The organism is Stenotrophomonas sp. PS02289, assembly GCF_029960115.1.
Classification (GTDB): Bacteria; Pseudomonadota; Gammaproteobacteria; order Xanthomonadales; family Xanthomonadaceae; genus Stenotrophomonas.
This window is the reverse complement of record NZ_JASCOZ010000015.1, coordinates 1-23,363: the sequence shown is the minus strand read 5'-3', so window position 1 is coordinate 23,363 and position 23,363 is coordinate 1. Positions and strand designations below refer to the sequence as shown.

General features: G+C 66.8%; 19 protein-coding genes and 1 pseudogene. 3 read left to right on the top strand and 17 right to left on the bottom strand.

What is annotated here, in order from left to right; genetic code table 11:
* Positions 1 to 162: 162 nt before the first annotated feature.
* Complete coding sequence (secA, locus tag QMX83_RS03845) at positions 163 to 2,892, bottom strand: preprotein translocase subunit SecA (protein ID WP_282295331.1); 2,730 nt, start codon at positions 2,890 to 2,892, stop codon at positions 163 to 165.
* Positions 2,893 to 3,053: 161 nt separating this feature from the next.
* Entirely contained in the window at positions 3,054 to 4,004 is a 951-nt protein-coding gene (locus QMX83_RS03840) for a M23 family metallopeptidase (protein WP_282295330.1), read from the bottom strand.
* A gap of 12 nt (positions 4,005 to 4,016) precedes the next feature.
* Here QMX83_RS03840 and QMX83_RS03835 point away from each other — a divergent pair, with 12 nt between their 5' ends.
* A complete protein-coding gene (locus QMX83_RS03835) occupies positions 4,017 to 4,457 on the top strand; it encodes a DUF721 domain-containing protein (protein ID WP_282295329.1) in 441 nt (146 codons plus the stop codon).
* Positions 4,458 to 4,732: 275 nt separating this feature from the next.
* On the opposite strand, the gene lpxC is transcribed toward QMX83_RS03835, so the two are convergent.
* The 15 genes and pseudogenes from lpxC to mraZ all read right to left on the bottom strand — a co-directional run bounded on the left by lpxC (position 4,733) and on the right by mraZ (position 21,561).
* Positions 4,733 to 5,638 (bottom strand): UDP-3-O-acyl-N-acetylglucosamine deacetylase, encoded by a 906-nt coding sequence (lpxC, locus tag QMX83_RS03830; protein ID WP_125360213.1) that lies wholly within the window; start codon positions 5,636 to 5,638, stop codon positions 4,733 to 4,735.
* Positions 5,639 to 5,838: 200 nt separating this feature from the next.
* Positions 5,839 to 7,062, bottom strand: coding sequence for a cell division protein FtsZ (gene ftsZ, locus QMX83_RS03825; protein ID WP_282295328.1), 1,224 nt, complete (start codon positions 7,060 to 7,062; stop codon positions 5,839 to 5,841).
* 179 nt (positions 7,063 to 7,241) lie between these two features.
* Positions 7,242 to 8,477 (bottom strand): cell division protein FtsA, encoded by a 1,236-nt coding sequence (gene ftsA, locus QMX83_RS03820; protein ID WP_125360211.1) that lies wholly within the window; start codon positions 8,475 to 8,477, stop codon positions 7,242 to 7,244.
* A 65-nt stretch (positions 8,478 to 8,542) separates the two neighbouring features.
* Positions 8,543 to 9,217, bottom strand: a pseudogene (locus tag QMX83_RS03815) (cell division protein FtsQ/DivIB); the annotation flags it as partial.
* On the bottom strand, positions 9,214 to 10,191 hold the full coding sequence (locus QMX83_RS03810) for a D-alanine--D-alanine ligase (RefSeq protein ID WP_282295325.1): 978 nt from the start codon (positions 10,189 to 10,191) through the stop codon (positions 9,214 to 9,216). The gene QMX83_RS03810 and the pseudogene QMX83_RS03815, both read right to left, overlap by 4 nt.
* On the bottom strand, positions 10,188 to 11,624 hold the full coding sequence (gene murC, locus QMX83_RS03805; RefSeq protein WP_282295324.1) for a UDP-N-acetylmuramate--L-alanine ligase: 1,437 nt from the start codon (positions 11,622 to 11,624) through the stop codon (positions 10,188 to 10,190). Before murC ends, QMX83_RS03810 begins: the two co-directional genes overlap by 4 nt.
* A 34-nt stretch (positions 11,625 to 11,658) precedes the next feature.
* Positions 11,659 to 12,738 carry an undecaprenyldiphospho-muramoylpentapeptide beta-N-acetylglucosaminyltransferase gene (gene murG / locus QMX83_RS03800; RefSeq protein WP_282295323.1) on the bottom strand — a complete coding sequence of 360 codons (1,080 nt, stop codon included), beginning with the start codon at positions 12,736 to 12,738 and terminating at the stop codon, positions 11,659 to 11,661.
* Positions 12,735 to 14,069, bottom strand: coding sequence for a putative lipid II flippase FtsW (gene ftsW, locus QMX83_RS03795; protein WP_282295322.1), 1,335 nt, complete (start codon positions 14,067 to 14,069; stop codon positions 12,735 to 12,737). Before ftsW ends, murG begins: the two co-directional genes overlap by 4 nt.
* Positions 14,069 to 15,154 carry a phospho-N-acetylmuramoyl-pentapeptide-transferase gene (gene mraY, locus QMX83_RS03790; protein ID WP_282295321.1) on the bottom strand — a complete coding sequence of 362 codons (1,086 nt, stop codon included), beginning with the start codon at positions 15,152 to 15,154 and terminating at the stop codon, positions 14,069 to 14,071. The genes ftsW and mraY overlap by 1 nt, the downstream gene beginning before the upstream one ends.
* Entirely contained in the window at positions 15,144 to 16,538 is a 1,395-nt protein-coding gene (gene murF / locus QMX83_RS03785) for a UDP-N-acetylmuramoyl-tripeptide--D-alanyl-D-alanine ligase (protein WP_282295320.1), read from the bottom strand. The genes mraY and murF overlap by 11 nt, the downstream gene beginning before the upstream one ends.
* The gene (locus QMX83_RS03780; RefSeq protein ID WP_282295319.1) at positions 16,535 to 18,037 is read right to left on the bottom strand and encodes a UDP-N-acetylmuramoyl-L-alanyl-D-glutamate--2,6-diaminopimelate ligase; all 1,503 of its coding nucleotides are present in this window, start codon (positions 18,035 to 18,037) and stop codon (positions 16,535 to 16,537) included. The genes murF and QMX83_RS03780 overlap by 4 nt, the downstream gene beginning before the upstream one ends.
* Positions 18,034 to 19,878 (bottom strand): penicillin-binding transpeptidase domain-containing protein, encoded by a 1,845-nt coding sequence (locus QMX83_RS03775; protein WP_282295318.1) that lies wholly within the window; start codon positions 19,876 to 19,878, stop codon positions 18,034 to 18,036. The genes QMX83_RS03780 and QMX83_RS03775 overlap by 4 nt, the downstream gene beginning before the upstream one ends.
* Positions 19,875 to 20,138, bottom strand: coding sequence for a cell division protein FtsL (ftsL, locus tag QMX83_RS03770; protein ID WP_282295317.1), 264 nt, complete (start codon positions 20,136 to 20,138; stop codon positions 19,875 to 19,877). The genes QMX83_RS03775 and ftsL overlap by 4 nt, the downstream gene beginning before the upstream one ends.
* Positions 20,135 to 21,100, bottom strand: a complete 966-nt coding sequence (rsmH, locus tag QMX83_RS03765; protein ID WP_282295344.1) for a 16S rRNA (cytosine(1402)-N(4))-methyltransferase RsmH — start codon at positions 21,098 to 21,100, stop codon at positions 20,135 to 20,137. The genes ftsL and rsmH overlap by 4 nt, the downstream gene beginning before the upstream one ends.
* Positions 21,101 to 21,114: 14 nt before the next feature.
* Positions 21,115 to 21,561 carry a division/cell wall cluster transcriptional repressor MraZ gene (gene mraZ, locus QMX83_RS03760; protein WP_125361893.1) on the bottom strand — a complete coding sequence of 149 codons (447 nt, stop codon included), beginning with the start codon at positions 21,559 to 21,561 and terminating at the stop codon, positions 21,115 to 21,117.
* Positions 21,562 to 21,886: 325 nt separating this feature from the next.
* On the opposite strand from mraZ, the gene QMX83_RS03755 reads away from it, so the two are divergent.
* Together QMX83_RS03755 and QMX83_RS03750 are read left to right on the top strand one after the other, a co-directional pair.
* The gene (locus QMX83_RS03755; protein ID WP_282295316.1) at positions 21,887 to 22,681 is read left to right on the top strand and encodes an NRDE family protein; all 795 of its coding nucleotides are present in this window, start codon (positions 21,887 to 21,889) and stop codon (positions 22,679 to 22,681) included.
* Between the two features lie 100 nt (positions 22,682 to 22,781).
* Positions 22,782 to 23,297, top strand: a complete 516-nt coding sequence (locus tag QMX83_RS03750; RefSeq protein ID WP_282295315.1) for a hypothetical protein — start codon at positions 22,782 to 22,784, stop codon at positions 23,295 to 23,297.
* The last annotated feature ends 66 nt before the right edge of the window (positions 23,298 to 23,363 follow it).

Genomic DNA, 23,363 nt, shown 5'->3' with positions numbered 1-23,363 from the left:
GGGTCCGTGCTGTGCCCCGTAGGGGAAATCCGATTCGGATGTCAGGCAGAGGCTGGCGATGGCGAAATGTGCATTACGTCACATTACCAGTGCAGAACGATGCCGCCGCTCAAGCGGACGGCGCTCCAACAAAAAACCCCGCCGGAGCGGGGTTTCCTGTGATCAGGTCAGCTGACCGTGGCAGTGCTTGAACTTCTTGCCGCTGCCGCACGGGCACGGGTCGTTGCGGCCGACCTTGGGTTCGTCGCGGGTGACCTGGCTGACGCCCTGCGCCGCCTGCATCTCCGCCACTTCTTCCTCGGCACCGTAACCACCCGCGCTCTGGTGCTGGAACTGCGAGGCCTGCATGCGCGCCTGCTGCTGCTGACGATCGGCTTCTTCCATCGCCGCCACTTCTTCTTCGCTGCGGATGCGCACGCGCGCCAGCAGGGTCACCACTTCGCGCTTGACGTTCTCCAGCATTTCCGAGAACAGCTCGAACGCTTCCTTCTTGTATTCCTGCTTCGGCTGCTTCTGCGCGTAACCACGCAGGTAGATGCCCTGGCGCAGGTAGTCCATGCGGGCCAGATGCTCCTTCCAGCTCTGGTCCAGCACGGTCAGCATCACGTGCTTTTCCAGTGCGCGCATGGTCTCTTCGCCGACGCCGGTTTCCTTGGCCGCGAAGTGCGCGTCCAGCTGTTCCTGCACCTTGTTGGCAATCGCCTCGGCGTCCAGCTCTTCGTGCTGGTGCACCAGGCCGACCACGTCCATCTCCACGCCGAAGTCCGAGGCCAGGGTGGCCTGCAGGCCGGCCAGGTCCCACTGCTCGTCGATCGAGTTCGGCGGCACGAAGCGCGCCACCACGTCGAAGATCACGTCACCGCGGATGCCGTCGACGTTGTCCTTGACCGACTCGGCGTCCAGCAGTTCATCGCGCTGGGCGTAGATCACCTTGCGCTGGTCGTTGTTGACGTCGTCGAAGTCCAGCAGGTTCTTGCGGATGTCGAAGTTGTGCGCTTCGACCTTGCGCTGTGCCTTTTCGATCTGGCGGCTGACCATGCGGTCTTCGATGACGTCGTCTTCCTTCATGCCCATCAGACGCATCGCCTTCTGGACCCAGTCCGAGGCGAAGATGCGCATCAGGTTGTCTTCCAGCGACAGGTAGAAGCGCGAAGAACCCGGGTCGCCCTGACGACCCGAACGACCGCGCAGCTGGTTGTCGATACGGCGCGATTCGTGGCGTTCGGTGCCCACGATATGCAGGCCACCGGCAGCCTTGACCTGCTCGTGGCGACGCTGCCACTCGGCCTTGACCTTGAACTTGTCGTCGGCGCTGGCGTCTTCGCCGAGCTCATGCAGCTGCGCTTCCAGCGAACCGCCGAGCACGATGTCGGTACCGCGACCGGCCATGTTGGTGGCGATGGTCACCGCACCGGGCATGCCGGCGTTGGCGATGATGGTGGCTTCGCGGTCATGCTGCTTGGCGTTGAGCACTTCGTGGTGCACGCCGGCCTTTTTCAGATGCTCGGACAGCATTTCCGAGGTTTCGATCGAGGTGGTGCCGACCAGCACCGGCTGGCCGTTCTTGTTGCATTCCTGGATGTCGGCCAGCACGGCGTTGAACTTGCCGTTGCGGTTGAGGAACACCTGGTCCGGCGAGTCCTTGCGGATGGTCGGGCGGTTGGTCGGAATGACCACCACTTCCAGGCCGTAGATGCTCTGGAATTCGTAGGCTTCGGTATCGGCCGTACCGGTCATGCCGGACAGCTTCTTGTACATGCGGAACAGGTTCTGGAAGGTGATGCTGGCCAGCGTCTGGTTCTCGCGCTGGACCGGCACCCCTTCCTTGGCTTCCACCGCCTGGTGCAGGCCATCGGACCAGCGGCGGCCGGCCAGGGTACGGCCGGTGAATTCGTCGACGATCACCACTTCGCCGTCGCGCACGATGTAGTCCACGTCGCGCTGGTAGATGGCATGCGCGCGCAGGGCGGCATTGAGGTGATGCACCACGGTCAGGTTCTGCGCGGCGTACAGGCCTTCGGTTTCGGCGCTGAGGATGCCGGCGTCAACCAGCAGCTGCTCGGCGTGCTCCATGCCCGCTTCGGACAGGTGCACCTGCTTGCCCTTTTCATCGACCCAGAAATCGCCTTCGGCTTCTTCGTTCTCCTGGCGGATCAGGCTGGGCACCACGCGGTTGACGCGGATGTACAGCTCCGGGGAGTCGTCGGCCGGGCCCGAGATGATCAGCGGGGTGCGCGCTTCGTCGATCAGGATCGAGTCGACTTCGTCGACGATGGCGTAGTGCAGGCCGCGCTGGTAGCGGTCGGCACGCGACAGCGCCATGTTGTCGCGCAGGTAGTCGAAGCCGAATTCGTTGTTGGTGCCGTAGGTGATGTCGCTGTTGTAGGCCTCGCGCTTGTCGCCGTGCGGCATGCCCGGGTACACCACGCCCACGCTCAGGCCCAGCCAGTTGTACAGCTTGCCCATCTGGCCGGCGTCGCGGCGGGCCAGGTAGTCGTTGACGGTGACCACGTGCACGCCCTTGCCTTCCAGCGCGTTCAGGTACACCGGGAGGGTTGCCACCAGGGTCTTGCCTTCACCGGTGCGCATTTCGGCGATCTTGCCCAGGTGCAGGACCATGCCGCCGATCAGCTGCACGTCGTAATGGCGCATGCCCAGCACGCGGCGGCTGGCCTCGCGGCAGACCGCGAAGGCCTCCGGCAGAACCTTGTCCAGGGCTTCGCCGGCGGCGATGCGCTGCTTGAACTCGGGGGTCTTGGCCTTTAGCTGCTCGTCGGAGAGCTTTTCGATCTCCGGTTCCAGGGCGTTGATCTTGGCGACGATGCGGTTGAGCTGGCGCAGCTGTCGTTCATTACGACTGCCGAAGACGCGGGTAAGCAGGCTGTTGATCATTGAAGGAACCGGTTGGAATGAGACGCCCCAACGGCGGCGCTTCCGCAGAAGCTGCTCGCCGCAAACGAAACAGGGCGCACTGCGCCCTGTCTATGGCAACACTTATTGTAGCTTGGGACGGGGGTGTCGCGTTTCAAGCACCCCCGGTCCGTTCGTCGCACTCAGCCGCGCGACACCCGGCCGACCGGGGTATTGCCGCCGTCACCCAGGAACTTGCGCGGATTGACCACATTGCCGCGCTCCCAGACCTCGAAGTGGACGTGGGCACCGGTCGAACGACCGGTGGAACCGGCCTTGGCCACTTCCTGGCCGGCACGGACCAGGTCACCGGCCTTCACCACCAGGCGCGAATTGTGCGCGTAGCGGGTCACGTAGCCATTGCCGTGGTCGACGTCGACGACGTTGCCGTAGCCGCCCTTGACCCCGGAGAAGCTGACCACACCATCGGCCACGGCCATGACCGGGTCGCCGACCTTGGCGTGGAAGTCGATACCCTTGTGGTTGCCGCGACCACGACCGAACGGGTCGTTACGGCCGCCGAACCCGGAGGTGATGTAGCTGTTGCGGATCGGCATGCGACCCGGCACGGCATCCTGCTCGAGCTGATGGTCGAACATCAGCGACTCCATCACCGACAACTGGCGGCCTGAAGCAGCGAAACGCTGCTCCAGCACCTGTAAGTCGCTGTTGACCGCGCTGACCGGGATGTCCTGGGTCGGGCCGGCTTCGCCTTCACCGAGGCCGGGGGTCTCGTTGAAGTCGAACTCGCCGTCTTCCAGCTTGCCCATCTGGGTCAGGCGCTCGCCGAGCGCGTTGAGCCGGGTGGCCTGCGCCTGCAGCTCGCCCATGCGGGCAGCCAGCGCGTTGACCTGGGTCTGGGCGTCCTTGCGGGCCTGGGCCAGTTCGCGCTCCTGCTGCGCCACCTTGGCGTGCAGGCGCGAATCATTGAACATGCTGCCGCCCAGACCGGCACCGAAGCCGATCAGGCAGCCCAGCCCGAGCACGCTGCCAAGCAGGGCACGGGGGCGGTCCTCGAAATAGAACCGCAGACGCGCGATGGGCGTTTTGGCCTGTCCTTCACGCGTTTTGATTACGATCTTTTTGAATGCCATCAGTGAGTTTTCATGTCTGAGCCGAAATCCAGTGCCCGTTCCCCTTCTGCGCCGAAGCCGGCGCTGGAAGCGGTCATGGAGGACAAAACCGGCAACCCGCTGCGTCGTGCCCTCTGGCTCGACGCGCTGGACCGTCAGTTGCGCCCCCATTTGCCGCCCACCCTGGCCACCCGTTGCCGGCTGGCGAATGTGAACGGCGAGCACCTCGTTTTTCTCGTCGAGTCCCCGGTCTGGCATGCCAAGCTGCGGCTTGCCGAACGCGAGTTGATCGACGCGGCCCGTTCCATCGGGCTGAAAGTCACCAAGGTGACCATCAAGACTGCGCTTGCCGCTCCTCCACGCTCCCCAGCGATCGACAACAGGAATGGCCCCCGCGCAGTTTCAGCCGCCACGCACCAAGGGCTACGCGACGCTTTGGCTTGCTTCCAGGACCCCAAGGGCTCGAAGTCCTGACTGCATCGGAGCATCCCGCTCCTTCCCCGGCTGTGTCACGAAGTCGTGAAACATTTCGGGGAGCCGGCGGCCATCGTAGCCGCGGATGGTCGTCCAGTCGTTAGTCTTTTATTAAATTTGCGTTATTTTTACCCTGAAACTGGATCGGGTTCACAAAAAGGTGACGACGGTCCGGTCACGGTTCATTGACGTGAGCTTCACGGCCGCCGAGCGCCAGAAACGCGGAACGGCGCAGTAAGCGCCGTTCGTTTGCGTTTCAAATCAAGGAGTTGGCGTCACGCGTAGGCCGGAACACCGTAGACCACCGGAGCCGGGTCGGCCGCCGCGTTGACCCACTCCCAGGCCGTGACGTCGGCCAGCAGGGCCCGCACCAGCTTGTTGTTGAGCGCATGGCCGGACTTGAAGCCCTCATACGCGCCCAGCACCTGGGCACCGGCCAGGTACAGATCGCCGATGGCGTCGAGGATCTTGTGGCGCACGAATTCGTCGGCGTAACGCAGGCCGTCTTCGTTGAGCACGCGGAATTCGTCGAGCACGATGGCGTTGTCCATCGAACCACCGAGACCCAGGTTGCGCTCACGCATGTACTCCAGGTCGCGCATGAAACCGAAGGTACGGGCGCGCGAGATTTCCTTGGTGTAGGCGGCGGTGGAGAAGTCGATCTCCGCGCGCGACTGCTTGGCCGGAATCATCGGGTGGTCAAACTGGATGGTGAAGCCCAGCTTGTAGCCTTCATAGGGGGTGAAGCGGGCCACCTTGTCGCCTTCGGTGACTTCCACGGTCTTGAGCACGCGGATGAAACGCTTCGGCGCGTCCTGCTCGGCGATGCCGGCGGACTGCAGCAGGAACACGAACGGACCGGAGGAGCCGTCCATGATCGGCAGCTCGGCCGAGGACAGCTCCACGATGATGTTGTCCACACCCAGGCCGGCCAGGGCCGACATCAGGTGTTCCACGGTCTGGATCTTGGCGTTGTTGCAGGTCAGGCCGGTGCACAGGGTCACTTCGGTGACCAGGTCGGCACGGGCCGGGACCTCGACGACCGGGTCCAGGTCCACGCGACGGAACACGATGCCGTGATTGACCGGAGCCGGACGCAGGGTCATGTAGACCTTGTCGCCGCTGTGCAGGCCAACGCCGGTGGCGCGGATCGTGTTCTTGAGGGTGCGTTGCGGAATCATGGGGGTCGACCGGGTAGCGCGCTGTCAGCGCGACAATGACAAACAAGAATAACACGCAGTACCGCAACCCCTTTCTGAACGGGGTGCGTCCCGACCAGAGGCCGAAACCACGGAACGGCGAACTGCCGGGCCCATCCAGGCCCGGCAGCTAGGGACATGGCGATGCTTACCGGGGCGGACAAGTCCCCGGCATGCAACGCTTAGTCCGCCTGGCGGCGCAGGAACGCCGGGATATCCAGGTAATCGTTGGGCAGCTCGGCCGTTGCCGGGCCGGCCGCCGGGGCCGACGGAGCCACGGTGTCGGCGCTCGGACGGCGCAGGCCCAGGCCCATGCCACCCACGGCTTTGGACACCGCGTCACCGCCGTTGTCGAAATCGCCGAACTCCGGCTGGCCGGTGGTGGCGTTGCGGACCAGCTTGATCGGCGCACGCTCGCCCGGACGCTGGGTCTTGGAGGCGACGGCACGGTTCAGGCCGGTGGCGACCACGGTCACGCGCACTTCGTCCTGCATGTCCGGATCGAGCACGGTGCCCACCACCACGGTGGCGTCTTCGGAGGCGAAGCCGTCGATGGTGCGGCCGATTTCGTCGAACTCGGCCATGGTGAAGTCGGCACCGGCGGTGATGTTGACCAGGATGCCGTTGGCACCGGCCAGGTTCACGTCGTCCAGCAGCGGGTTCTGGATGGCGGCTTCAGCGGCGGCCTGGGCGCGGTCGTCGCCACGGGCGGTGCCGGTACCCATCATCGCCAGGCCCATTTCGGACATGACGGTGCGCACGTCGGCGAAGTCGACGTTGATCAGGCCCGGACGCACGATCAGGTCGGCGATGCCCTGCACGGCACCCTGCAGCACGTCATTGGCCGCGCGGAACGCCTGAATCATGGTGGCGTTGCGGCCCAGCACGGTGATCAGCTTTTCATTCGGAATGGTGATCAGCGAGTCGCAGTGCTGGCTCAGTTCCTCGATGCCCTTCAGCGCCACCTGCATGCGGCGACGGCCTTCGAACGGGAACGGCTTGGTGACCACAGCCACGGTCAGGATGCCCATTTCCTTGGCCAGCTGGGCCACGACCGGAGCCGCGCCGGTGCCGGTGCCACCGCCCATGCCGGCGGTGATGAACACCATGTCCGCACCCTGCAGGGCGTCCATGATGCGCTCACGATCTTCCAGGGCGGCCTGGCGACCCACTTCCGGGTTCGCGCCTGCGCCCAGGCCCTTGGTGACGTTGGTACCCAGCTGCAGCTGCAGCTTGGCACCGCAATTCTTGATGGCCTGCGAGTCGGTGTTGGCGGTGATGAATTCCACGCCGTCCACGCTGGTGCTGACCATGTGCGCCACGGCGTTGCCGCCGCCGCCGCCCACGCCGATCACCTTGATCACCGCATTGGGTGCCATCTTTTCAATCAATTCGAAGTGCGCCATGTCCGTGTCCTCGTTGAAACCGCTTCTATTGGCGTGGTCCTCATGGGCGTCCTGCCCTTCGTGCCACGCCGCCATTGCGGCGGTAGTTTTAGGTATGTCCTTCGGAGCGGGGGCTCGTCAGGTGAGTTGCGATGAAGCGATGTTGCCGGTGTTGCAGTGATGCGGCTGTCAGATGCAGATCAGAATTCGCCGCGGAACCAGGTTTTGACTTTGTTGAATAGACTGCCGGCACGACCGGTCGGCAGCGATGGGCGACGCGGATGTTCAATCTGGCTGCCCATCAGCAGCAGCCCCACGCCCGTGGCATGGACCGGGTTACCAACCACTTCACCCAGTCCGGTGACGTGCTGCGGAATACCGACGCGAACCGGCATCTGCAGCATTTCTTCGGCCAGCTCGACCACGCCTTCCATCTTCGAGGCACCACCGGTGAGTACCATGCCGGCACGCACCAGTTCCTCGAAGCCGGAGCGACGCAGCTCGGCCTGGACCATTTCGAAAATTTCCTCGTAGCGCCCCTGCACCGCCTGCGCCAGTGAATGACGCGGCATGCGGCGCGGCGGACGGTCGCCGACGCTGGGCACCTGGATGCTTTCCTCGGCGGTGGCCAGCTGGGCCAGCGCGCAGGCGTAGCGCACCTTGATCTGCTCGGCTTCCGGGGTCGGCGTGCGCAGCATGTGGGCGATGTCGTTGGTGACGTGGTCGCCGGCGATCGGCAGCGACGCCGTGTGGCAGATCGCGCCCTGCACGAACACCGCCAGGTCGGTGGTGCCCGCGCCCATGTCGACCAGCACCACGCCGAGTTCGCGTTCGTCGGCGGTCAGCACGGCCACGCTGGAGGCCAGCGAGGACAGCACCAGGTCGTCCACCTGCAGGCCGCAGCGCTGCACGCACTTGCTGATGTTGGCGGCCGCCGACTGCGCGCACACCACCAGGTGGGCGTGCACTTCCAGGCGCACGCCGGTCATGCCGACCGGATTGCGGATGCCTTCCTGAGAATCGTCCAGCACGTACTCGCGCGGAATCGCGTGCAGGATCTTCTGGTCGGCCGGAATGGCCACGGCCTTGGCTGCGTCCAGCACCCGGTCCAGGTCGCCCCAGGTCACTTCGCCGTCGCGGATCGGCACGATCCCCGGCGAGTTCTTGCACTGCACGTGGTTGCCTGAGATGGAGGCGTACACCGAGCGGATCTCGCAGCCGGCCATCAGCTCGGCTTCTTCGACCGCTCGCTGGATCGACTGCACGGTCGACTCGATGTCCACGACCACGCCGCGCTTGAGTCCGCGCGATTCATGCGAGCCGATGCCGATGACCTCGATCGGGTTGCCCGGCGAATACTCGCCGACCAGCGCCACCACCTTGGAGGTGCCGATATCGAGCCCGACGATCAGCGATTTGTCACCCTTGCGATTCATGTCCTGTCCTGCGTGTTCTGTGCCGGTGTGCCCGGCGCGGCCGGAACCGGGGTACCCCAGCTCAGCGTGAAACCATTGGTATAGCGAAGGTCGGCGCGTTCGATCGGCGTACTCTGGTTGGCCAGCTGCGGCAGCACGCGCACGAAGCGCTGCAGGCGCGAACGGGCGTCGTCGCGGCCGACCACCACTTCCGTGCCGTTGCTCAACTGCAGCGACCAGCTGCCGCGCGCGTCCATGCTGACCCGGGTGACGTCCAGCCCGGTGGGCGCGAACAGCGCACGCGATTCGTTGTACAGCGCCACCACTTCCTGGGTCTGGGTGTCCGGACCGTCGAGGTTGGGCAGCTTCAGGTCCTGCAGCTGCTTGGGGGTGGCGAACAGCTTGCCCTGCTCGGACAGCAGCCGGTCCTGGCCCCAGCGGGCGAACGGCTTGTGCTCGACCAGGGTGATCTCCAGCACATCGGGCCACTGCTTGCGGACCTGTGCGCTTTCCACCCACGGCAGCTGCTCGATGGCGTCCTGCGCGTCCTGCAGCTTGACCGCGAAGAAGCCGGCCTGCGCATACGGCAGGATGACCTGCTGCAGCTGCTCGGCCGGGACCCGCTTGAACTCACCGTGCACGCGCAGCTTGGCCAGAGGCCAACGCTCAGCCGCGACCCAGCCGTTGAGCACCGCCACCACGGGCAGCGCTACCAGCGACAGAGCCAGCAACCAGACGAAGATGCGCAGCACCGCGTTCATGCGTGGGCGTTCTCCTGGGCGTTGTGCGGCAGGGTCTGCTCCAGCACGCGCCAGACCAGCTCCTCAAAGCCGATGCCCACCTGACCGGCGGCCTTGGGTACCAGCGAATGACTGGTCATGCCCGGCGCGGTGTTCACTTCCAGCAGGTACATGCGGCCGCTGGCGCGGTCGCGCATCACGTCCACGCGGCCCCAGCCACGGCAGCCGGCCGCCTGGAACGCGGCCAACGCGAGCCGGCGGATCTCCGCTTCGTCGTCGCCGTCCAAGCCCGGGCACAGGTACTGGGTGTCGTCGGCGAGGTACTTGGCGTTGTAGTCGTACCACTGGCCCTTGGGCACGATGCGGATCGACGGCAGCGCCACGTCGCCAAGAATACCGACGGTGAGCTCGTCGCCGACCACCATCTGTTCCATCAGCAGCTGGCCGTCATAACGCGAAGCCAGGGCCACCGCTTCGTCGAGACCGGCGTCATCGAGCACCCGGCTGATGCCGACGCTGGAACCTTCGTTGGCCGGCTTCACCACCACCGGCAGACCGAGTTCGCGCGCCTGCGCGTGTACGGTCTCAGCGGTGACCTTCCGATACTGCGGGGTCGGCAGACCGATCGACAGCCACACCTGCTTGGTGCGGATCTTGTCCATGCCCAGCGCCGAGCCGAGCACGTCCGAACCGGTGTACGGCACGCCAAAGGCCTCCATCAGCCCCTGCACGATGCCGTCCTCACCGCCACCGTTGTGGCCGTGCAGAATGTTGAAGACGCGGTCGAAGCGCTTTTCCACCAGGGCCTGCGCCAGCGCCGGAATGCCGTCCACGGCGGTGGCGTCGACGCCACGCGCGCGCAGGGCTTCCAGCACGTTGCGGCCGGAGTCCAGCGACACCTCACGTTCGCTGGAGGTGCCGCCCAGCAGCACCGCCACGCGACCGAAGTCGGCGGGGTTGGTGGTGCGCAGCGGGGCGAAGTTGAAGGTGCTCATGCCTGACCCTCGCTCTTGAAGCCTTCCACGGCCAGATGCGTGGCCATGGCACCGATGTCGCCCGCGCCCATCATCAGCAGCAGGTCACCGTCCTGCAGCACGTCGGGCAGCACGCTGGCCAGCTCGGCAGGCTTGCCCACCACCACCGGTTCGCTGCGGCCGCGCGCGCGGATGGCGCGTGCCAGCGCATGCGAGTCAGCCCCGGCGATCGGGTCCTCACCGGCCGGGTAGACCTGGCACAGCACCAGTGCGTCGACGCTGGACAGCACCGCTGCGAACTTGTCGAACTGGTCGCGGGTACGGCTGTAACGGTGCGGCTGGAACGCCACCACCAGGCGCTGGTCCGGCCAGCCGCCACGTGCCGCGGCGAACACCGCTTCCAGTTCGCTGGGGTGATGGCCGTAGTCATCGATGATGCGCACCTTGGCACCGGACGCGGTGGTCACTTCGCCGAGGTCGTTGAAGCGGCGGCCGACACCGGCGAAGCCGGCCAGCGCGCGCGCGATGGCGTCCGGCGCGACACCCAGCTGCCAGCCCACTGCGGCTGCGGCCAGTGCGTTGAGCACGTTGTGACGACCCGGCAGGGCCAGCACCACTTCCTGGCTGGTGCCCTGCGGCAGGCGCAGGGTGAAACGCATGCGCGAGCCTTCCTGCACCACGTTCTCGGCGCGCACGTCGGCCTGCGGGCTCATGCCGTAGCTCATCACGTGACGCGGTGTGTGGGCCGCCAGCGCGGCCACTTCCGGGTCGTCGATGCACAGCACGGCCAGCCCGTAGAACGGCAGGCGCTGCAGGAACTCGGCAAATGCCGCCTGCACGCGGGCAAAGTCGTTGCCGTAGTTTTCAAGATGGTCGGCATCGATGTTGGTGATCACCGAGACCAGCGGATTCAGCCGCAGGAAGCTGCCGTCGCTCTCATCGGCTTCGGCCACCAGCCACTGGCCACCGCCCAGCTTGGCGTTGGCACCGGCGGCGAGCAGCTGGCCACCGATCACGAAGGTCGGGTCCAGTCCGCCTTCGCTCAGCACGGCAGCGGTCAGGCTGGTGGTGGTGGTCTTGCCATGCGTGCCGGCCACGGCGATGCCGCGGCGGAAGCGCATCAGCTCGGCCAGCATGGCCGCGCGCGGCATGATCGGAATGCGCTGGCTGCGCGCTTCCATCAGCTCCGGGTTGTCTTCGCGGATGGCACTGGAGACCACCACGCAGTCGGTGCCCAGTACATTGGCGGCCGAATGACCGCGCATCACGCGCGCGCCCAGCCCGGCCAGACGGCGGGTAGCGGCGTTGTCGGCGTTGTCCGAACCGGACACTTCATAGCCCAGGGTCAGCATGACCTCGGCGATGCCGCTCATGCCGGTGCCGCCGATGCCGACGAAGTGCACGCGCGGGAACGCGCGGACCAGGTCATTGGTGTCGTGCAGGCGACGGATCATGCGCGGCCTCGCGGGCACATGCGGATAACGGTGTTCATTTGGCTTCCTCAAGAATGATGTCGGCGATGCGCTCAGCGGCATCGACCTTGGCCAGCGCACGCGCGGCTTGCGCCATCTGCATGCGGCGGCCGGAATCGGCGGACAGGTCGCGCAGCACGGCCTGCAGGCGGTCGGCCAGACTGTCGTCCTGCTTCAGCAGCACGGCGGCATCGCGCTCGACCAGGTACTCGGCATTGCGGGTCTGGTGGTCATCGACGGCGGCGGCGAACGGCACCAGCACGCTGCCCACCCCGACCGCGCACAGCTCGGCCAGGGTGGAGGCACCGGAACGGCACACCACCAGGTCAGCCCAGCTGAAGGCTTCGGCCATGTCGGCAATGAACGGCTGCACGTCGGCACTGACGCCGCTGTCGGCATAAGCCTGCAGCGCCTCGGCGTGCAGCTTCTCGCCGCTCTGGTGACGAACCTGTACGGCCACGTCGCTGCCCAGCGCGGCCAGCGCATTGGGCACTGCGTTGTTGAGCGCGCGCGCGCCCTGGCTGCCGCCCAGCACGAGCAGGCGCAGCGGACCGCTGCGACCGGCCAGTCGTTCTGCCGGCGGTGCGATGGCAGCGATTTCCGCACGCACCGGATTACCCACTGGCTCTTCGCGGGTGGCGAAGCTGCCCGGGAAGCCGGTCAAAACGCGGCGCGCGAAGCGCGACAGGATGCGGTTGGTCAGTCCCGGCGCGCGATTCTGTTCGTGCACCAGCAGCGGCAGACCATGCAGGCGCGCGGCCAGGCCGCCGGGGCCGGAGGCGAAGCCGCCAAAGGCGATCACCGCACGCGGCTGACGGTCGCGGAGCAGGAAGCCCGCAGCGCGGATCGCGCGCAGCAGGCGACCCGGCGCGGTCAGCAGGGCCAGCTTGCCCTTGCCGCGCAGGCCGCTGATCGCCAACGTGTCGATGTGGATGTCGTGCTGCGGCACCAGACGGGTTTCCATGCCGCCGTCGCTGCCCAGCCAGGTCACCGGAATGCCGCGCGCGCGCAGCACCTTGGCCACGGCCAGGCCGGGGAAGATGTGGCCACCGGTGCCACCGGCCATGATCAGGACCGGTCGTTCAGAGGCGCTCATCCCATCCTCCCGAAGGTCGGTTCGATCCGCTGCTGCATGCGGCTGGTGCCGCGTGCGCTGCTGTTCGGGGCCGGATCGCGGTAGGCGTTGGGCGGCACACTGCCCTGCACCGCTGCCGCCACTTCACTGGCGCTCGGCCCGGTGTGCGCGGGAGCGGGTTCGTCACCGTCAGCCGCGCCCATGCGCACCGCCTGGCGGCGCTCGGCGCGTTCGAGTTCGTAGGACACGCGCAGCAGCAGGCCCATCGCCACGCAGGTCATCAGCACGCTGGAGCCGCCCGACGAGATCAGCGGCAGGGTCAGACCCTTGGTCGGCAGGATGCCCAGGTTGACGCCGATCGAGACGAAGCTCTGCATGCTGATCCACAGCGCGATGCCGAAGGCGATGTAGCCGGAGAAATGACGCTTCATCTCCACGCAGCGCATGCCGATCCAGAACGCACGGCCGACCAGCACCGCATACAGCGCGATGATCACGCAGGTGCCCAGGAAGCCGAACTCCTCAGCCGTCACCGAGAAGATGAAGTCGGTATGCGCTTCCGGCAGGTAGTACAGCTTCTGCACCGAGTTGCCCAGGCCGACGCCGGTCCACTCGCCGCGACCCACCGCCATCAGGGCATTGGTCAACTGGTAACCGTCGCCCTGCTGGTCCGCCCACGGGTCCATGAACGAGGTGATGCGGCGCAGGCGGTAAGGCTCGAAGATCGCCAGCGCGCTCATCGCCGCCAGGCCGATCACCGCCGGCATCGACATGCGCAGCATGTTGACCCCGCCCAGCACCAGCATGCCGGCAGTGATGCCCAGCAGCAGGGTGGACGAGCCGAAGTCCGGCTGCAGCAGCAGCAGCACGACCAGCGCACCGGCCACGCCCTGCGGCTTGAGCATCGCCGGCCAGGTGGCGTTGACCTCGTCGCGGAAGCGGACCAGATAGCTGGACAGCCAGACGATGTACAGCACCTTGACCGCTTCCACGGTCTGGAACTTGGAGATGCCCAGGTTGATCCAGCGCCGCGCGCCATTGACGCTGCTGCCCAGGCCCGGGATGAACACCACCACCAGCAGCGCGAAGCAGCCCAGCAGCAGGATCTGGTTGTACTGCTCGATGCTCTTCAGCTCGGTGCGCATCGCCAGGATGGCCAGGCCGATACCGACCGCCAGGAAGATCAGATGGCGGTTGAGGTAGTAGAACGGGCTGCTCATCAGCGCGATCGAGCTCGACGCGACCATCACCACGCCCACACCGGTCAGCGCGATGATCGCGCCCAGCAGCCACGGATCGAAGCGGCCTCCGATGGCTTCAAGACGGGTTGCCTGGCGCGACAGGTCATTCATCAGCGGACCTTCAACGTGGCCAGGCCGATGAGCACCAGCACCACCGAGATGATCCAGAAGCGCACGATCACGCGCGGCTCCGGCCAGCCCTTCAGTTCGAAGTGGTGGTGGATCGGTGCCATGCGGAACACGCGCTTGCCGGTCAGCTTGAACGAGGCGACCTGGATCATCACCGACAGCGTTTCAATCACGAACACGCCGCCCATGACCACCAGCACCAGCTCCTGGCGGGTGATCACCGCGATGGTGCCGAGCACCGCGCCGAGCGCCAGCGCGCCGATGTCGCCCATGAACACCATGGCCGGATAGGTGTTGAACCACAGGAAGCCCAGGCCGGCACCGGCGATGGCGGCACAGATGATGATCAGCTCGCCTGCGCCGGGGATCTGCGGGATCTGCAGGTAGTTGGCGAACACCACGTTGCCCGATGCATAGGCGAACACGCCCAGGCCGCAGGCCACCAGCACGGTGGGCATGATGGCCAGGCCGTCCAGGCCGTCGGTGAGGTTCACCGCGTTGGAGAAGCCGACGATCCAGAAATAGGCGATGGCGACGAAGCTGATCCCGGCCAGCGGCAGCGCCACCGACTTGAACATCGGGATATAGAACGTCAGCTGCGCCGGCACGTCGGCGGTGTAGTACAGGAACAGGCCGGCGGCCAGGCCGAAGATCGACTGCAGCAGGTACTTCCAGCGCGAGGCCAGCCCGTTCGGGTCGCGGCGCACGATCTTGATCCAGTCGTCGTACCAGCCGATGACACCGAAGCTGAGCATCACCGCCAGCACCAGCCACACATAGTGGTTGCGCAGGTCACCCCACAGCAGGGTGGACAAGGTGACGGTAAGCAGGATCAGCGAACCGCCCATGGTCGGCGTGCCGGCCTTGGAGAAATGGGTCTGCGGGCCGTCCTTGCGGATCGGCTGGCCGCCCTTGAACTGGGCCAGCTTGCGGATCACCGCCGGTCCCAGCCACAGCGACAGGAACAGCGAGGTGAGCGCGGCGAGGATGCCACGGAACGTCAGGTAGCCGAACAGCCCGAACAGGCTCTCCAACTGCTGCAACCATCGGGCCAGTTCAAGCAACATGGGGGCTTTCCTCTCCTCGCGCCAGCAGCGCTTTCACAATCTTGTCCATCGCGCTGCCGCGCGAACCTTTCACCAGGCAGCGCACGCCGGCGTGCAGTTCCCCGGCCAGTGCATCGGCCAGGGCGTCATGGGTGGAAAAATGTCGACCGCCTTCACCGAAGGCAGTGGAGGCGGCTTCGCTGAGCGGACCCAGCGTGTACAGGCGCTTGAGTCCGGCCGCGCGGGCGCGCTGACCGGCCTGCGCATGCAGCGCCGGACCGTCCGGGCCGAGTTCGCGCATGTCGCCCAGGACCAGCCAGCCCTCGTCTTTGCCGGCGGCCAGCGCGTCAATCGCGGCGGCCAGCGAGCCCGGGTTGGCGTTGTAGCTGTCGTCGATCAGCACCGCGCCACCGGGCAGCGTGTGCGCGATCTGCCGACCCGGAACCGGCTCGGCGTTGCCCAGGCCGGTGACCACCTGGGCCAGCGGGATCTCGGCGGCCAGGGCCAGGCTGGCGGCGGCCAGCGCATTGCTGATGTTGTGCCGGCCCGGCAGTGCCAGGGTGATCGCGGCGGTGCCCACCGGGGTGTGCAGGGTGAACTGGCTACCTGCAGCGGTCAGGCGGATGTCACGCGCGGTGATGTCGGCACTGTGGTCCAGCCCGTAGCGCAGCAGTCGGCTGCGCGGCGGGTGACCGACGATATGCTGCTCGAACCACACGCCGTAGGCGTCGTCGGCATTGATGACGGCCACGCCATCGGCCGGCAGCGCCGCGTAGATCGCACCTTTGGTGGTCGCCACGCCGAGCAGGTTGCCCATGCGCTCCAGGTGCGCCGGGGCGATGTTGTTGACCAGCGCATACTGCGGACGGGCGATGTCGGTCAGGTACGCGATGTCTCCCGGCTTGCCCGCCCCCATCTCGTAGATGGCGAAATCGGCGTCTTCCGGCGCGTCCAGCACCGCCAGCGGCAGGCCGATCTCGTTGTTGCGGTTGCCCGGGTTGGCGTAGACCACCTTGTGGTCCTCGCGCGCCACCTGCTGCAGGATCGCCAGCAGCAGCGTCTTGACGCTGGTCTTGCCGTTGCTGCCGGTGATCGCGAATACCTGGGTGGCGCGGTTGCGCTGCATGCCGGCGGCGATGCGCGCCAGCGCCAGTTCGGTGTCAGCCACCACGACCTGCGGCACCGCCACATCGAGCAGACGTTCGACCAGCATCGCGCTGGCTCCACGCGCGAGTGCGTCCGCGGCGAAGTCATGGCCGTCGAAACGCTCGCCACGCAGCGCCACATAGAGGCTGCCCGGGGCCAGGGTACGGGTGTCATTGCTGACCGCATCGATCGCCGTGTCATCGCCGTGGATCTCACCACCGGCCCAATGCGCGATCAGGGAGAGAGGCGTGCGCTTCATTCGGCCTCCTGCGCGTTCCGCTTGAGCAGGCCTTCCTTCGCGCTCAGCGCGGCGGCCGCCACCAGGGTGTCGTCGAAGTCGTGCTTCACGCCACGTACTTCCTGATAGGGTTCATGACCCTTGCCGGCGATCAGCACGATGTCGCCGGCCCCGGCCAGCTTCACGGCCAGGCCGATGGCGCGCGCACGGTTGCGCTGCACGGTCACGGCGTCTGGCGCAGTGAAGCCTGCCAGGATATCGGCCACGATCACGTCGCCGTCCTCGCCGCGCGGGTTGTCGTCAGTGACGATCACCTGCTGGGCCAGACGCTCGGCAATGGCGGCCATCTGCGGGCGCTTGCCGGTATCGCGTTCGCCGCCGCAGCCGAACACGCAGAACAGACGCCCCTGCAGATGCCCCTGCAGGCTCTGCAGCGCCTGTTCGAGTGCATCCGGCGTGTGTGCGTAGTCGACCACCACCGTCGGCAGGCCGTGTTCGCCACCGAGACGGTTCATGCGGCCGGCGATGGGCTGCAGCTGCGACAGCAGCGTGGCAATGTCAGCCGGTGCATGGCCCAGCGCGTACAGCGCGCCAGCCACGCCCAGCAGGTTGTCGACGTTGAAGCGGCCCAGCAGCGGCGATTGCACCGGATGGCGCGCGCCCGCCACAACCAGGTCGAAGGCGATGCCGCGGCCGTCGAGCTTGAGCGAATCCGCGCGCAGCGTCGCCTGCTGCGCGCCGCGCGAGCTGAGTCCGATCTGGGCGATGCCGGGGTCGACGGTGCGCAGCAGTTCGCTGCCGAAGCTGTCGTCCAGATTGACCACGGCGGCCTTCAGGCCCGGGCGATGGAACAGCTTGGCCTTGGCCGCGCCGTACTGCGCCATGTCGCCGTGGTAGTCCAGGTGGTCGCGGGTGAGGTTGGTGAATACCGCCACGTCGTAATGCACCGCGTCCACTCGGCCCTGATCGAGCGCGTGCGAGCTGACTTCCATCGCGACCGCCTGCGCGCCTTCATCGCGCAGCTGCGCCAGCACTTCATGCATCTGCAGCACCAGCGGGGTGGTGAAACCGGTCGGCACCACGTGGCCGTACAGGCCGACGCCGAGCGTGCCGATGCTGCCACTGCGGGTGCCGAGCAGGTGCCAGGCCTGGGCCAGCAGCTGCACCGTGGAGGTTTTGCCGTTGGTGCCGGTGACGCCGACCATGGTCATGGCGCGCGACGGCTGGCCGTGGAACTGGTCGGCCATCGCGCCCATGCGGCCACGCAGGCCGGGCACGGCAATGGCGTCGGCCGGAGCCGGCAGCTCGGCCGGGGCCGGCGGATCGAACAGAATGGCGGCGGCGCCGGCGGCCTTGGCCTGGTCGACAAAGCCCAGGCCATGCGCGCCAAAGCCGGCAATGGCCACAAAGGCATTGCCGGGGCGCACGGCGCGGCTGTCCAGCACCAGGCCGGTGATGGCGGGGTCGTGGCTGAGCGCCACGTCCGGAATCAACTGCGAAAGCAACATCGTATGGCTCATTGCGTGCCTCCCTGCGCGGGTGGCAACGTGGCATGCGCGCTGGGCAGCGCGGCATCGAATTCAGCGGCGGCATCGGGAGCCATGAGGGCCTCCATCGGCGGGGTCGGCAGCGATGACGCTGCATGGCCCATCTTTCCGGACTGCTGCGCGGCCAGCCAGGCATCGATGTCGTCCGGCGGCACGTCCATCAGGCGCAGCGCACCTTCCATCACGTTGTGGAACACCGGGGCCGACACCAGGCCGCCGTAATACTTGCCGGCCTGCGGGTCGTTGATGACGATGACCGTGGCAAAGCGCGGATTGCTGGCGGGCACCACGCCGGCGAACAAGGAGTTGTAGTGACCCGGCACATAGCCGCCCGGCCCCGCCTTGCGCGCGGTGCCGGTCTTGCCAGCCACGTGGTAGCCGAGCACGGCAGCGCCCTTGGCACCGCCCTGGGTGACCACGGTTTCCATCATCGCCACAACTTCCTTGGCGACCTTCTCATCGATGATCTGCTTGCCTTCGTTGTGCTGACCTTTCACGAAGGTCGGCGCGATCAGCTTGCCGCCGTTACCCAGCGCCGAGTAGGCGGTGGCGATCTGCAGCGGCGTCACGTTCAAGCCATAGCCGTAAGACATGGTGGTCTTGGACGGGCCACTCCAGCGCGCGGGCCGCGGGAACACGCCCGCCGACTCCCCCGGGAAGCCGCTGTGCGGCTGCGAGCCGTAGCCGAAGCTGTGCACGGAGTCGTAGAACACCTGGTCAGGCATCTTGGCGGCGATCTTGGCCGCGCCGATGTTCGAGCTGCGGGTGATCACGCCGGTGACATTGAGCACACCGTTGTTACGCGGCACGTCCTTGATGGTGTACCGGCCGACGGCCATGTACCCCGGATTGGTGTCGACGATGGTGTCCTTGGTGACCGCACCGGTCTGCAGCGCCGAGGCGATGGTCAGGGGCTTCATGGTCGAACCCGGTTCGACCAGGTCGGTCACCGCGCGGTTGCGGCGCGTGTCCGGTGCGGTACCACCCACCGAATTGGGGTTGTAGGTGGGCAGGTTGACCATGGCCAGGATCTCGCCCGTGGCCACGTCCATGATGACCATCGAACCACCGGCCGCCTTGTTGGCGATCAGGGCGCTGCGCAGCTCCTTGAAGGCCAGGAACTGGATGCGGCGGTCAATGCTGAGAGTCAGGTCCTTGCCCGGCTCGGCGGGGCGCAGCAGGTCGCTCTCCACCGTTTCGCCCTTGCGGTTGCGGATGACCCGCTTCGCGCCGGGCTTGCCGCGCAGCCATTCGTCGAAGGCCAGCTCCAGCCCTTCCTGGCCGCGGTCGTCGATGTTGGTGAAGCCGAGCACGTGCGCCATCGCCTCACCCTGCGGGTAGAAGCGACGGAACTCGCGCTGCGAGGCCACACCGGGAATCTTCAGTGCCACCACTTTCTCGGCATCGTCCGGATTGATCCGGCGACGCAGGAACATGAATTCCTTGTCCGACTTCTGCGACAGCTTCGAGCTCAGCTCGTCCAGCGGCATGCCCAGCGCGGTGGCCAGCTCGGGGATGCGGTCGGGCGAACGCAGCAGTTCCTGCGGGTTGACCCAGATCGAGGCGACCGGCGTGGACACCGCCACCGGTTCGCCATTGCGGTCGGTGATCATGCCGCGCGAGGTGTTGATCGGCAGCTCGCGCAGGTAACGGGCCTCGCCCTGACGCTGATAGAAGTCGCTGTTGATGATCTGCACGTACGCCGCCCGGCCGACCAGCGACACCGAGCACAGCCCGAGCGCCAGCCCCACCCACTGCAGGCGGCGGCGCAGGTTGAAGCTGTTGCGGGTGCGGTTGCGACCGGAGCCGTTCATGGGCGCACCACCACGACATCATTGGCTTCCGGGAACTTCATGCCCAGGCGCTCACGGGCGACCCGGTCGACGCGGGTGGCTTCGGCCAGGGTGGCCTGTTCCAGCTGCAGGCGGCCGAATTCAATATTCAATTCATCGCGCGCGCGCTCCACCCGCGACAGCTCGACGAAGGTCTGCCGGTGACGATGGCGCATGAACACCACCCCGATCGCCGAGGCGATGGTGGCAGCCAGCAGGATCACCAGCAGCAGGCGACTCATGCCGCCTCCCCGCGCTTTTCGGCGACGCGCAGCACCGCGCTGCGCGAGCGCGGATTGACCGCCAGCTCTTCGTCTTCGGCCTTTATGGCCCCGCCGATCAGGTCCAGGGTCGGCACGAAGGTCTGCTGCTCGGGCAGCCGGCGATTGGCCGGCGGTGCCTTGGCGTGACGGTTCATGAACTGTTTGACGATGCGGTCTTCCAGCGAATGGAAGCTGATCACCGCCAGGCGGCCACCCGGCTTGAGCCGGGCCAGCGCCGCGTCCAAACCGGCTTCGAGGTCGGCCAGTTCGCGGTTGATATGGATGCGGATGGCCTGGAAGCTGCGCGTGGCCGGGTGGATCTTGTCCTTCCCGCGCGGCATCACCGAGGCGATCAGGTCGGCCAGCTGGGCAGTACGGGTCAGCGGCTGGCTGGCGCGCTTGGCCACGATGGCGCGGGCGATGCGCCGGCTCTGGCGCTCTTCGCCGTAGGTCCACAGTACGTCGGCGATCTCGCGCTCTTCCGCGCTGGCCAGCCATTCGGCGGCGCTCTGGCCGCTGTCCGGATCCATGCGCATGTCCAGCGGACCGTCCTTGCCGAAGCTGAAGCCGCGTTCGGCCACGTCCAGCTGCGGCGAGGACACACCGAGGTCGAACAGCACCCCGTCCAGGCCTGCCGCAGTGGCCGGCCAGTGCAGCAGGTCGGCGAAGCTGCCACGGAAGATGGAGACGCGCGGGTCCGGCGCGAAGTCGCGCTCGGCTACCGCGATGGCCTCCGGATCCTTGTCCATGACCAGCAACGCACCTCCCGGCCCCAGCTTCTCGAGCACGCCGCGGGCGTGACCGCCACGACCAAACGTGCCATCGAGATACGTTCCGTTTTCGATCACCCTCAGGCCGTCCAGGACCTGGGTGTACAGAACCGGCAGGTGACCCGCCGGCGACTGCGACACCGGGTGACCGGCCTGCGCGCCGCCGCGCATCCGGGCACCCCGGCTCACAACTTCAGGTCGAGCAACCCATCGCCCAGATCCTCGTCAGACAACGTCTGCTGGATCAACGCGCGATGAGCCTGCTCGCTCCACAATTCGAATTTGTCGCCCATGCCGAGCAACACCGCCTTCTTTTCAATGCCAACGGCACCACGGTGGCTGGCGGGAATGCTGATGCGGCCGTTGCCATCCAGCTCCAGATGCGCGGCCGAACCGACCAGCTTCTGCTGCAGGAGGCGCACGACGCGCTGCGTATTGGGCTTGGACATGACGTCGTCGCGGACCCGCTCCCATTCGGCCTCGGCATACAGCCACAGGCAGCCGGACTCGAACGGGTTGTAGGTCAGGACCAGACGGTTGTTGCTCACGCGCGCGACCAGGTCGCGATGCGCGGTCGGAACCGCCATGCGCCCTTTGTCGTCAACTGTGATGGCCGTCTCGCCCTGGAACACGACGCCTGCACCTTTCCTTCGCCCGGTGAAACATTGAACCACGAAAAACCACAAAAAACCCGGTTTTCCCTCTGTTGCCCACCTTAGCAGTGCCGTTCGGGTTGTCAACATCTTTGCGAGCGGCAAATCGCCTTGGACATCAAGGGCTTGCAGCAATGTTTAGAGACTTGTTCAAGGCTTATCCACAAGTTGCTGTTTCGTCTCAAATTTTGAGATTGAACAGAAGTTCAGTCCTGTGCAGGCCTTGTGAAACCTGGCCTCGCATTCATGCCGGGCGCGGCCGCTGCCCGCGCGGGCTTGCGCAAAAACGGCCACAATTCCGGCCATGTGTCTGCTCACCCTGGCCTGGAAGGTCCACCCCCGCTGGCAGCTGCTGATGGCCGGCAATCGCGACGAGTTCCACGCCCGCCCCACCGCACCGCTGGCGGTATGGCCGGCGGCGGAGGGGGCTGTGCGGGCGGGGCGCGACCTGCGCTCGGGCGGTACCTGGGCCGGCATCAGCGCGACCGGCCGGATGGCGGTGGTCACCAATGTGCGCGACCCGCGGGCGGCCCAGACCGGCCCCTCGCGCGGCGCACTGGTCGCCCGCTTCCTGCGCGATGCCGCGCCCGCCGGACGCTACGCCGACTGGCTGGCCGGTCATGAGCGTGCCGCCAATGCCGAGGCACCGGACGCCCGTGCGTACGCCCCCTTCAACCTGCTGCTGGCTGACGCGGACAGCTGCGAGTTCCTCGGCAACCACCCGCTGCAGCGGCAGACCCTGGCCGCGGGCATTCATGGCCTGTCCAATGGACCGCTGGATGCTCCATGGCCGAAAACCCTGCGCCTCAATGCGGCGCTGCAGGCCTGGCTGGACAGCGGCAGCGACGCACTGGACCCGTTGTGGCACGCGCTGGCCGACACCACCCGAGCCGACGATGCGGCGCTGCCGGACACCGGCATCGGGTTGGAGCGGGAACGCTGGTTGTCGTCGGCGTTCATCCGCAGTGCCGAATACGGCACCCGGGCCAGCACGATCATCGCCCTCGATGCCCAGGGCATCGGCTTCATCATGGAGCGCCGGTTCGACCCTGCTGGCGCGTGCGTTGGCGAGAGCCGGCTGGCGGTCGGCGGCGACTGACCGCCCGCGGCGCAGGGCATGTCAGGCACGGCCTGTTTCAGAATGGGCCACCTGCGACAGGCTGCGCTCGGGATACTGGCGCGCCATCCGGCGTGATCACATGCGTTGTCCCTCCCCGCGCGTCGTACTGACCCACTCCCTGGCCATCGCGATCGGATTGGGTTCCGGCCTTCTGCTCTGCTCCGGCGACGGCCGGGCCGGCGCAGCGCCGGGGACCCAGGTGGAAGCCGCGCTGGCGGACGCGCCCTATAAGTGTCATTTCCGGCGCGACCACCCCGGCAGCACCCGGCTGTACTGGGCCGACGGGCATCTCGGGGTGAGCCATGGGCAGATCGTGTTCGATGGCCGTATGTCGGTTCCGGCCTCAGCCGGTCGTACCAGCACGGTCTATCTGACCAGCGACCGCATCATCCACCGCGATGACTTCCTGCGCGCCCAGCCGCGCGCGCGACGCGTCGGCCAGATCACCCCGCAATCGCGTTTCCTGCTTGACGTTCCCCATGACATCGACGTGGACGAGTTCACCACGGTGGTGCTGTGGTCGGACGCCGACCAGCAGCTGATCTCCAGCGCGCAGTACCGCACGGCGTGGGATGACGAACCGGTTGAGGATTGATGCGCTGGAGTGGCGCGCCCAGCGCGGGCCCCCGCGGGTGGGGAAATGCGGCGCCCGCCGCTAAGC

Bases quoted from the DNA above. Each gene is read 5' to 3' on its own strand.
- QMX83_RS03750 (WP_282295315.1), top strand. From the start codon at position 22,782: ATGCGTTGTCCCTCCCCGCGCGTCGTACTGACCCACTCCCTGGCCATC.
- QMX83_RS03780 (WP_282295319.1), bottom strand. From the start codon at position 18,037: ATGAGCCATACGATGTTGCTTTCGCAGTTGATTCCGGACGTGGCGCTC.
- lpxC (WP_125360213.1), bottom strand. From the start codon at position 5,638: ATGATTCCGCAACGCACCCTCAAGAACACGATCCGCGCCACCGGCGTT.
- QMX83_RS03835 (WP_282295329.1), top strand. From the start codon at position 4,017: ATGTCTGAGCCGAAATCCAGTGCCCGTTCCCCTTCTGCGCCGAAGCCG.
- mraY (WP_282295321.1), bottom strand. From the start codon at position 15,154: ATGTTGCTTGAACTGGCCCGATGGTTGCAGCAGTTGGAGAGCCTGTTC.
- ftsL (WP_282295317.1), bottom strand. From the start codon at position 20,138: ATGAGTCGCCTGCTGCTGGTGATCCTGCTGGCTGCCACCATCGCCTCG.
- murF (WP_282295320.1), bottom strand. From the start codon at position 16,538: ATGAAGCGCACGCCTCTCTCCCTGATCGCGCATTGGGCCGGTGGTGAG.
- ftsZ (WP_282295328.1), bottom strand. From the start codon at position 7,062: ATGGCGCACTTCGAATTGATTGAAAAGATGGCACCCAATGCGGTGATC.
- murG (WP_282295323.1), bottom strand. From the start codon at position 12,738: ATGAGCGCCTCTGAACGACCGGTCCTGATCATGGCCGGTGGCACCGGT.
- secA (WP_282295331.1), bottom strand. From the start codon at position 2,892: ATGATCAACAGCCTGCTTACCCGCGTCTTCGGCAGTCGTAATGAACGA.
- QMX83_RS03775 (WP_282295318.1), bottom strand. From the start codon at position 19,878: ATGAACGGCTCCGGTCGCAACCGCACCCGCAACAGCTTCAACCTGCGC.
- QMX83_RS03810 (WP_282295325.1), bottom strand. From the start codon at position 10,191: ATGAGCACCTTCAACTTCGCCCCGCTGCGCACCACCAACCCCGCCGAC.
- murC (WP_282295324.1), bottom strand. From the start codon at position 11,624: ATGATCCGTCGCCTGCACGACACCAATGACCTGGTCCGCGCGTTCCCG.
- ftsW (WP_282295322.1), bottom strand. From the start codon at position 14,069: ATGAATGACCTGTCGCGCCAGGCAACCCGTCTTGAAGCCATCGGAGGC.
- rsmH (WP_282295344.1), bottom strand. From the start codon at position 21,100: ATGCGCGGCGGCGCGCAGGCCGGTCACCCGGTGTCGCAGTCGCCGGCG.
- QMX83_RS03755 (WP_282295316.1), top strand. From the start codon at position 21,887: ATGTGTCTGCTCACCCTGGCCTGGAAGGTCCACCCCCGCTGGCAGCTG.
- QMX83_RS03840 (WP_282295330.1), bottom strand. From the start codon at position 4,004: ATGGCATTCAAAAAGATCGTAATCAAAACGCGTGAAGGACAGGCCAAA.
- ftsA (WP_125360211.1), bottom strand. From the start codon at position 8,477: ATGAATCGCAAGGGTGACAAATCGCTGATCGTCGGGCTCGATATCGGC.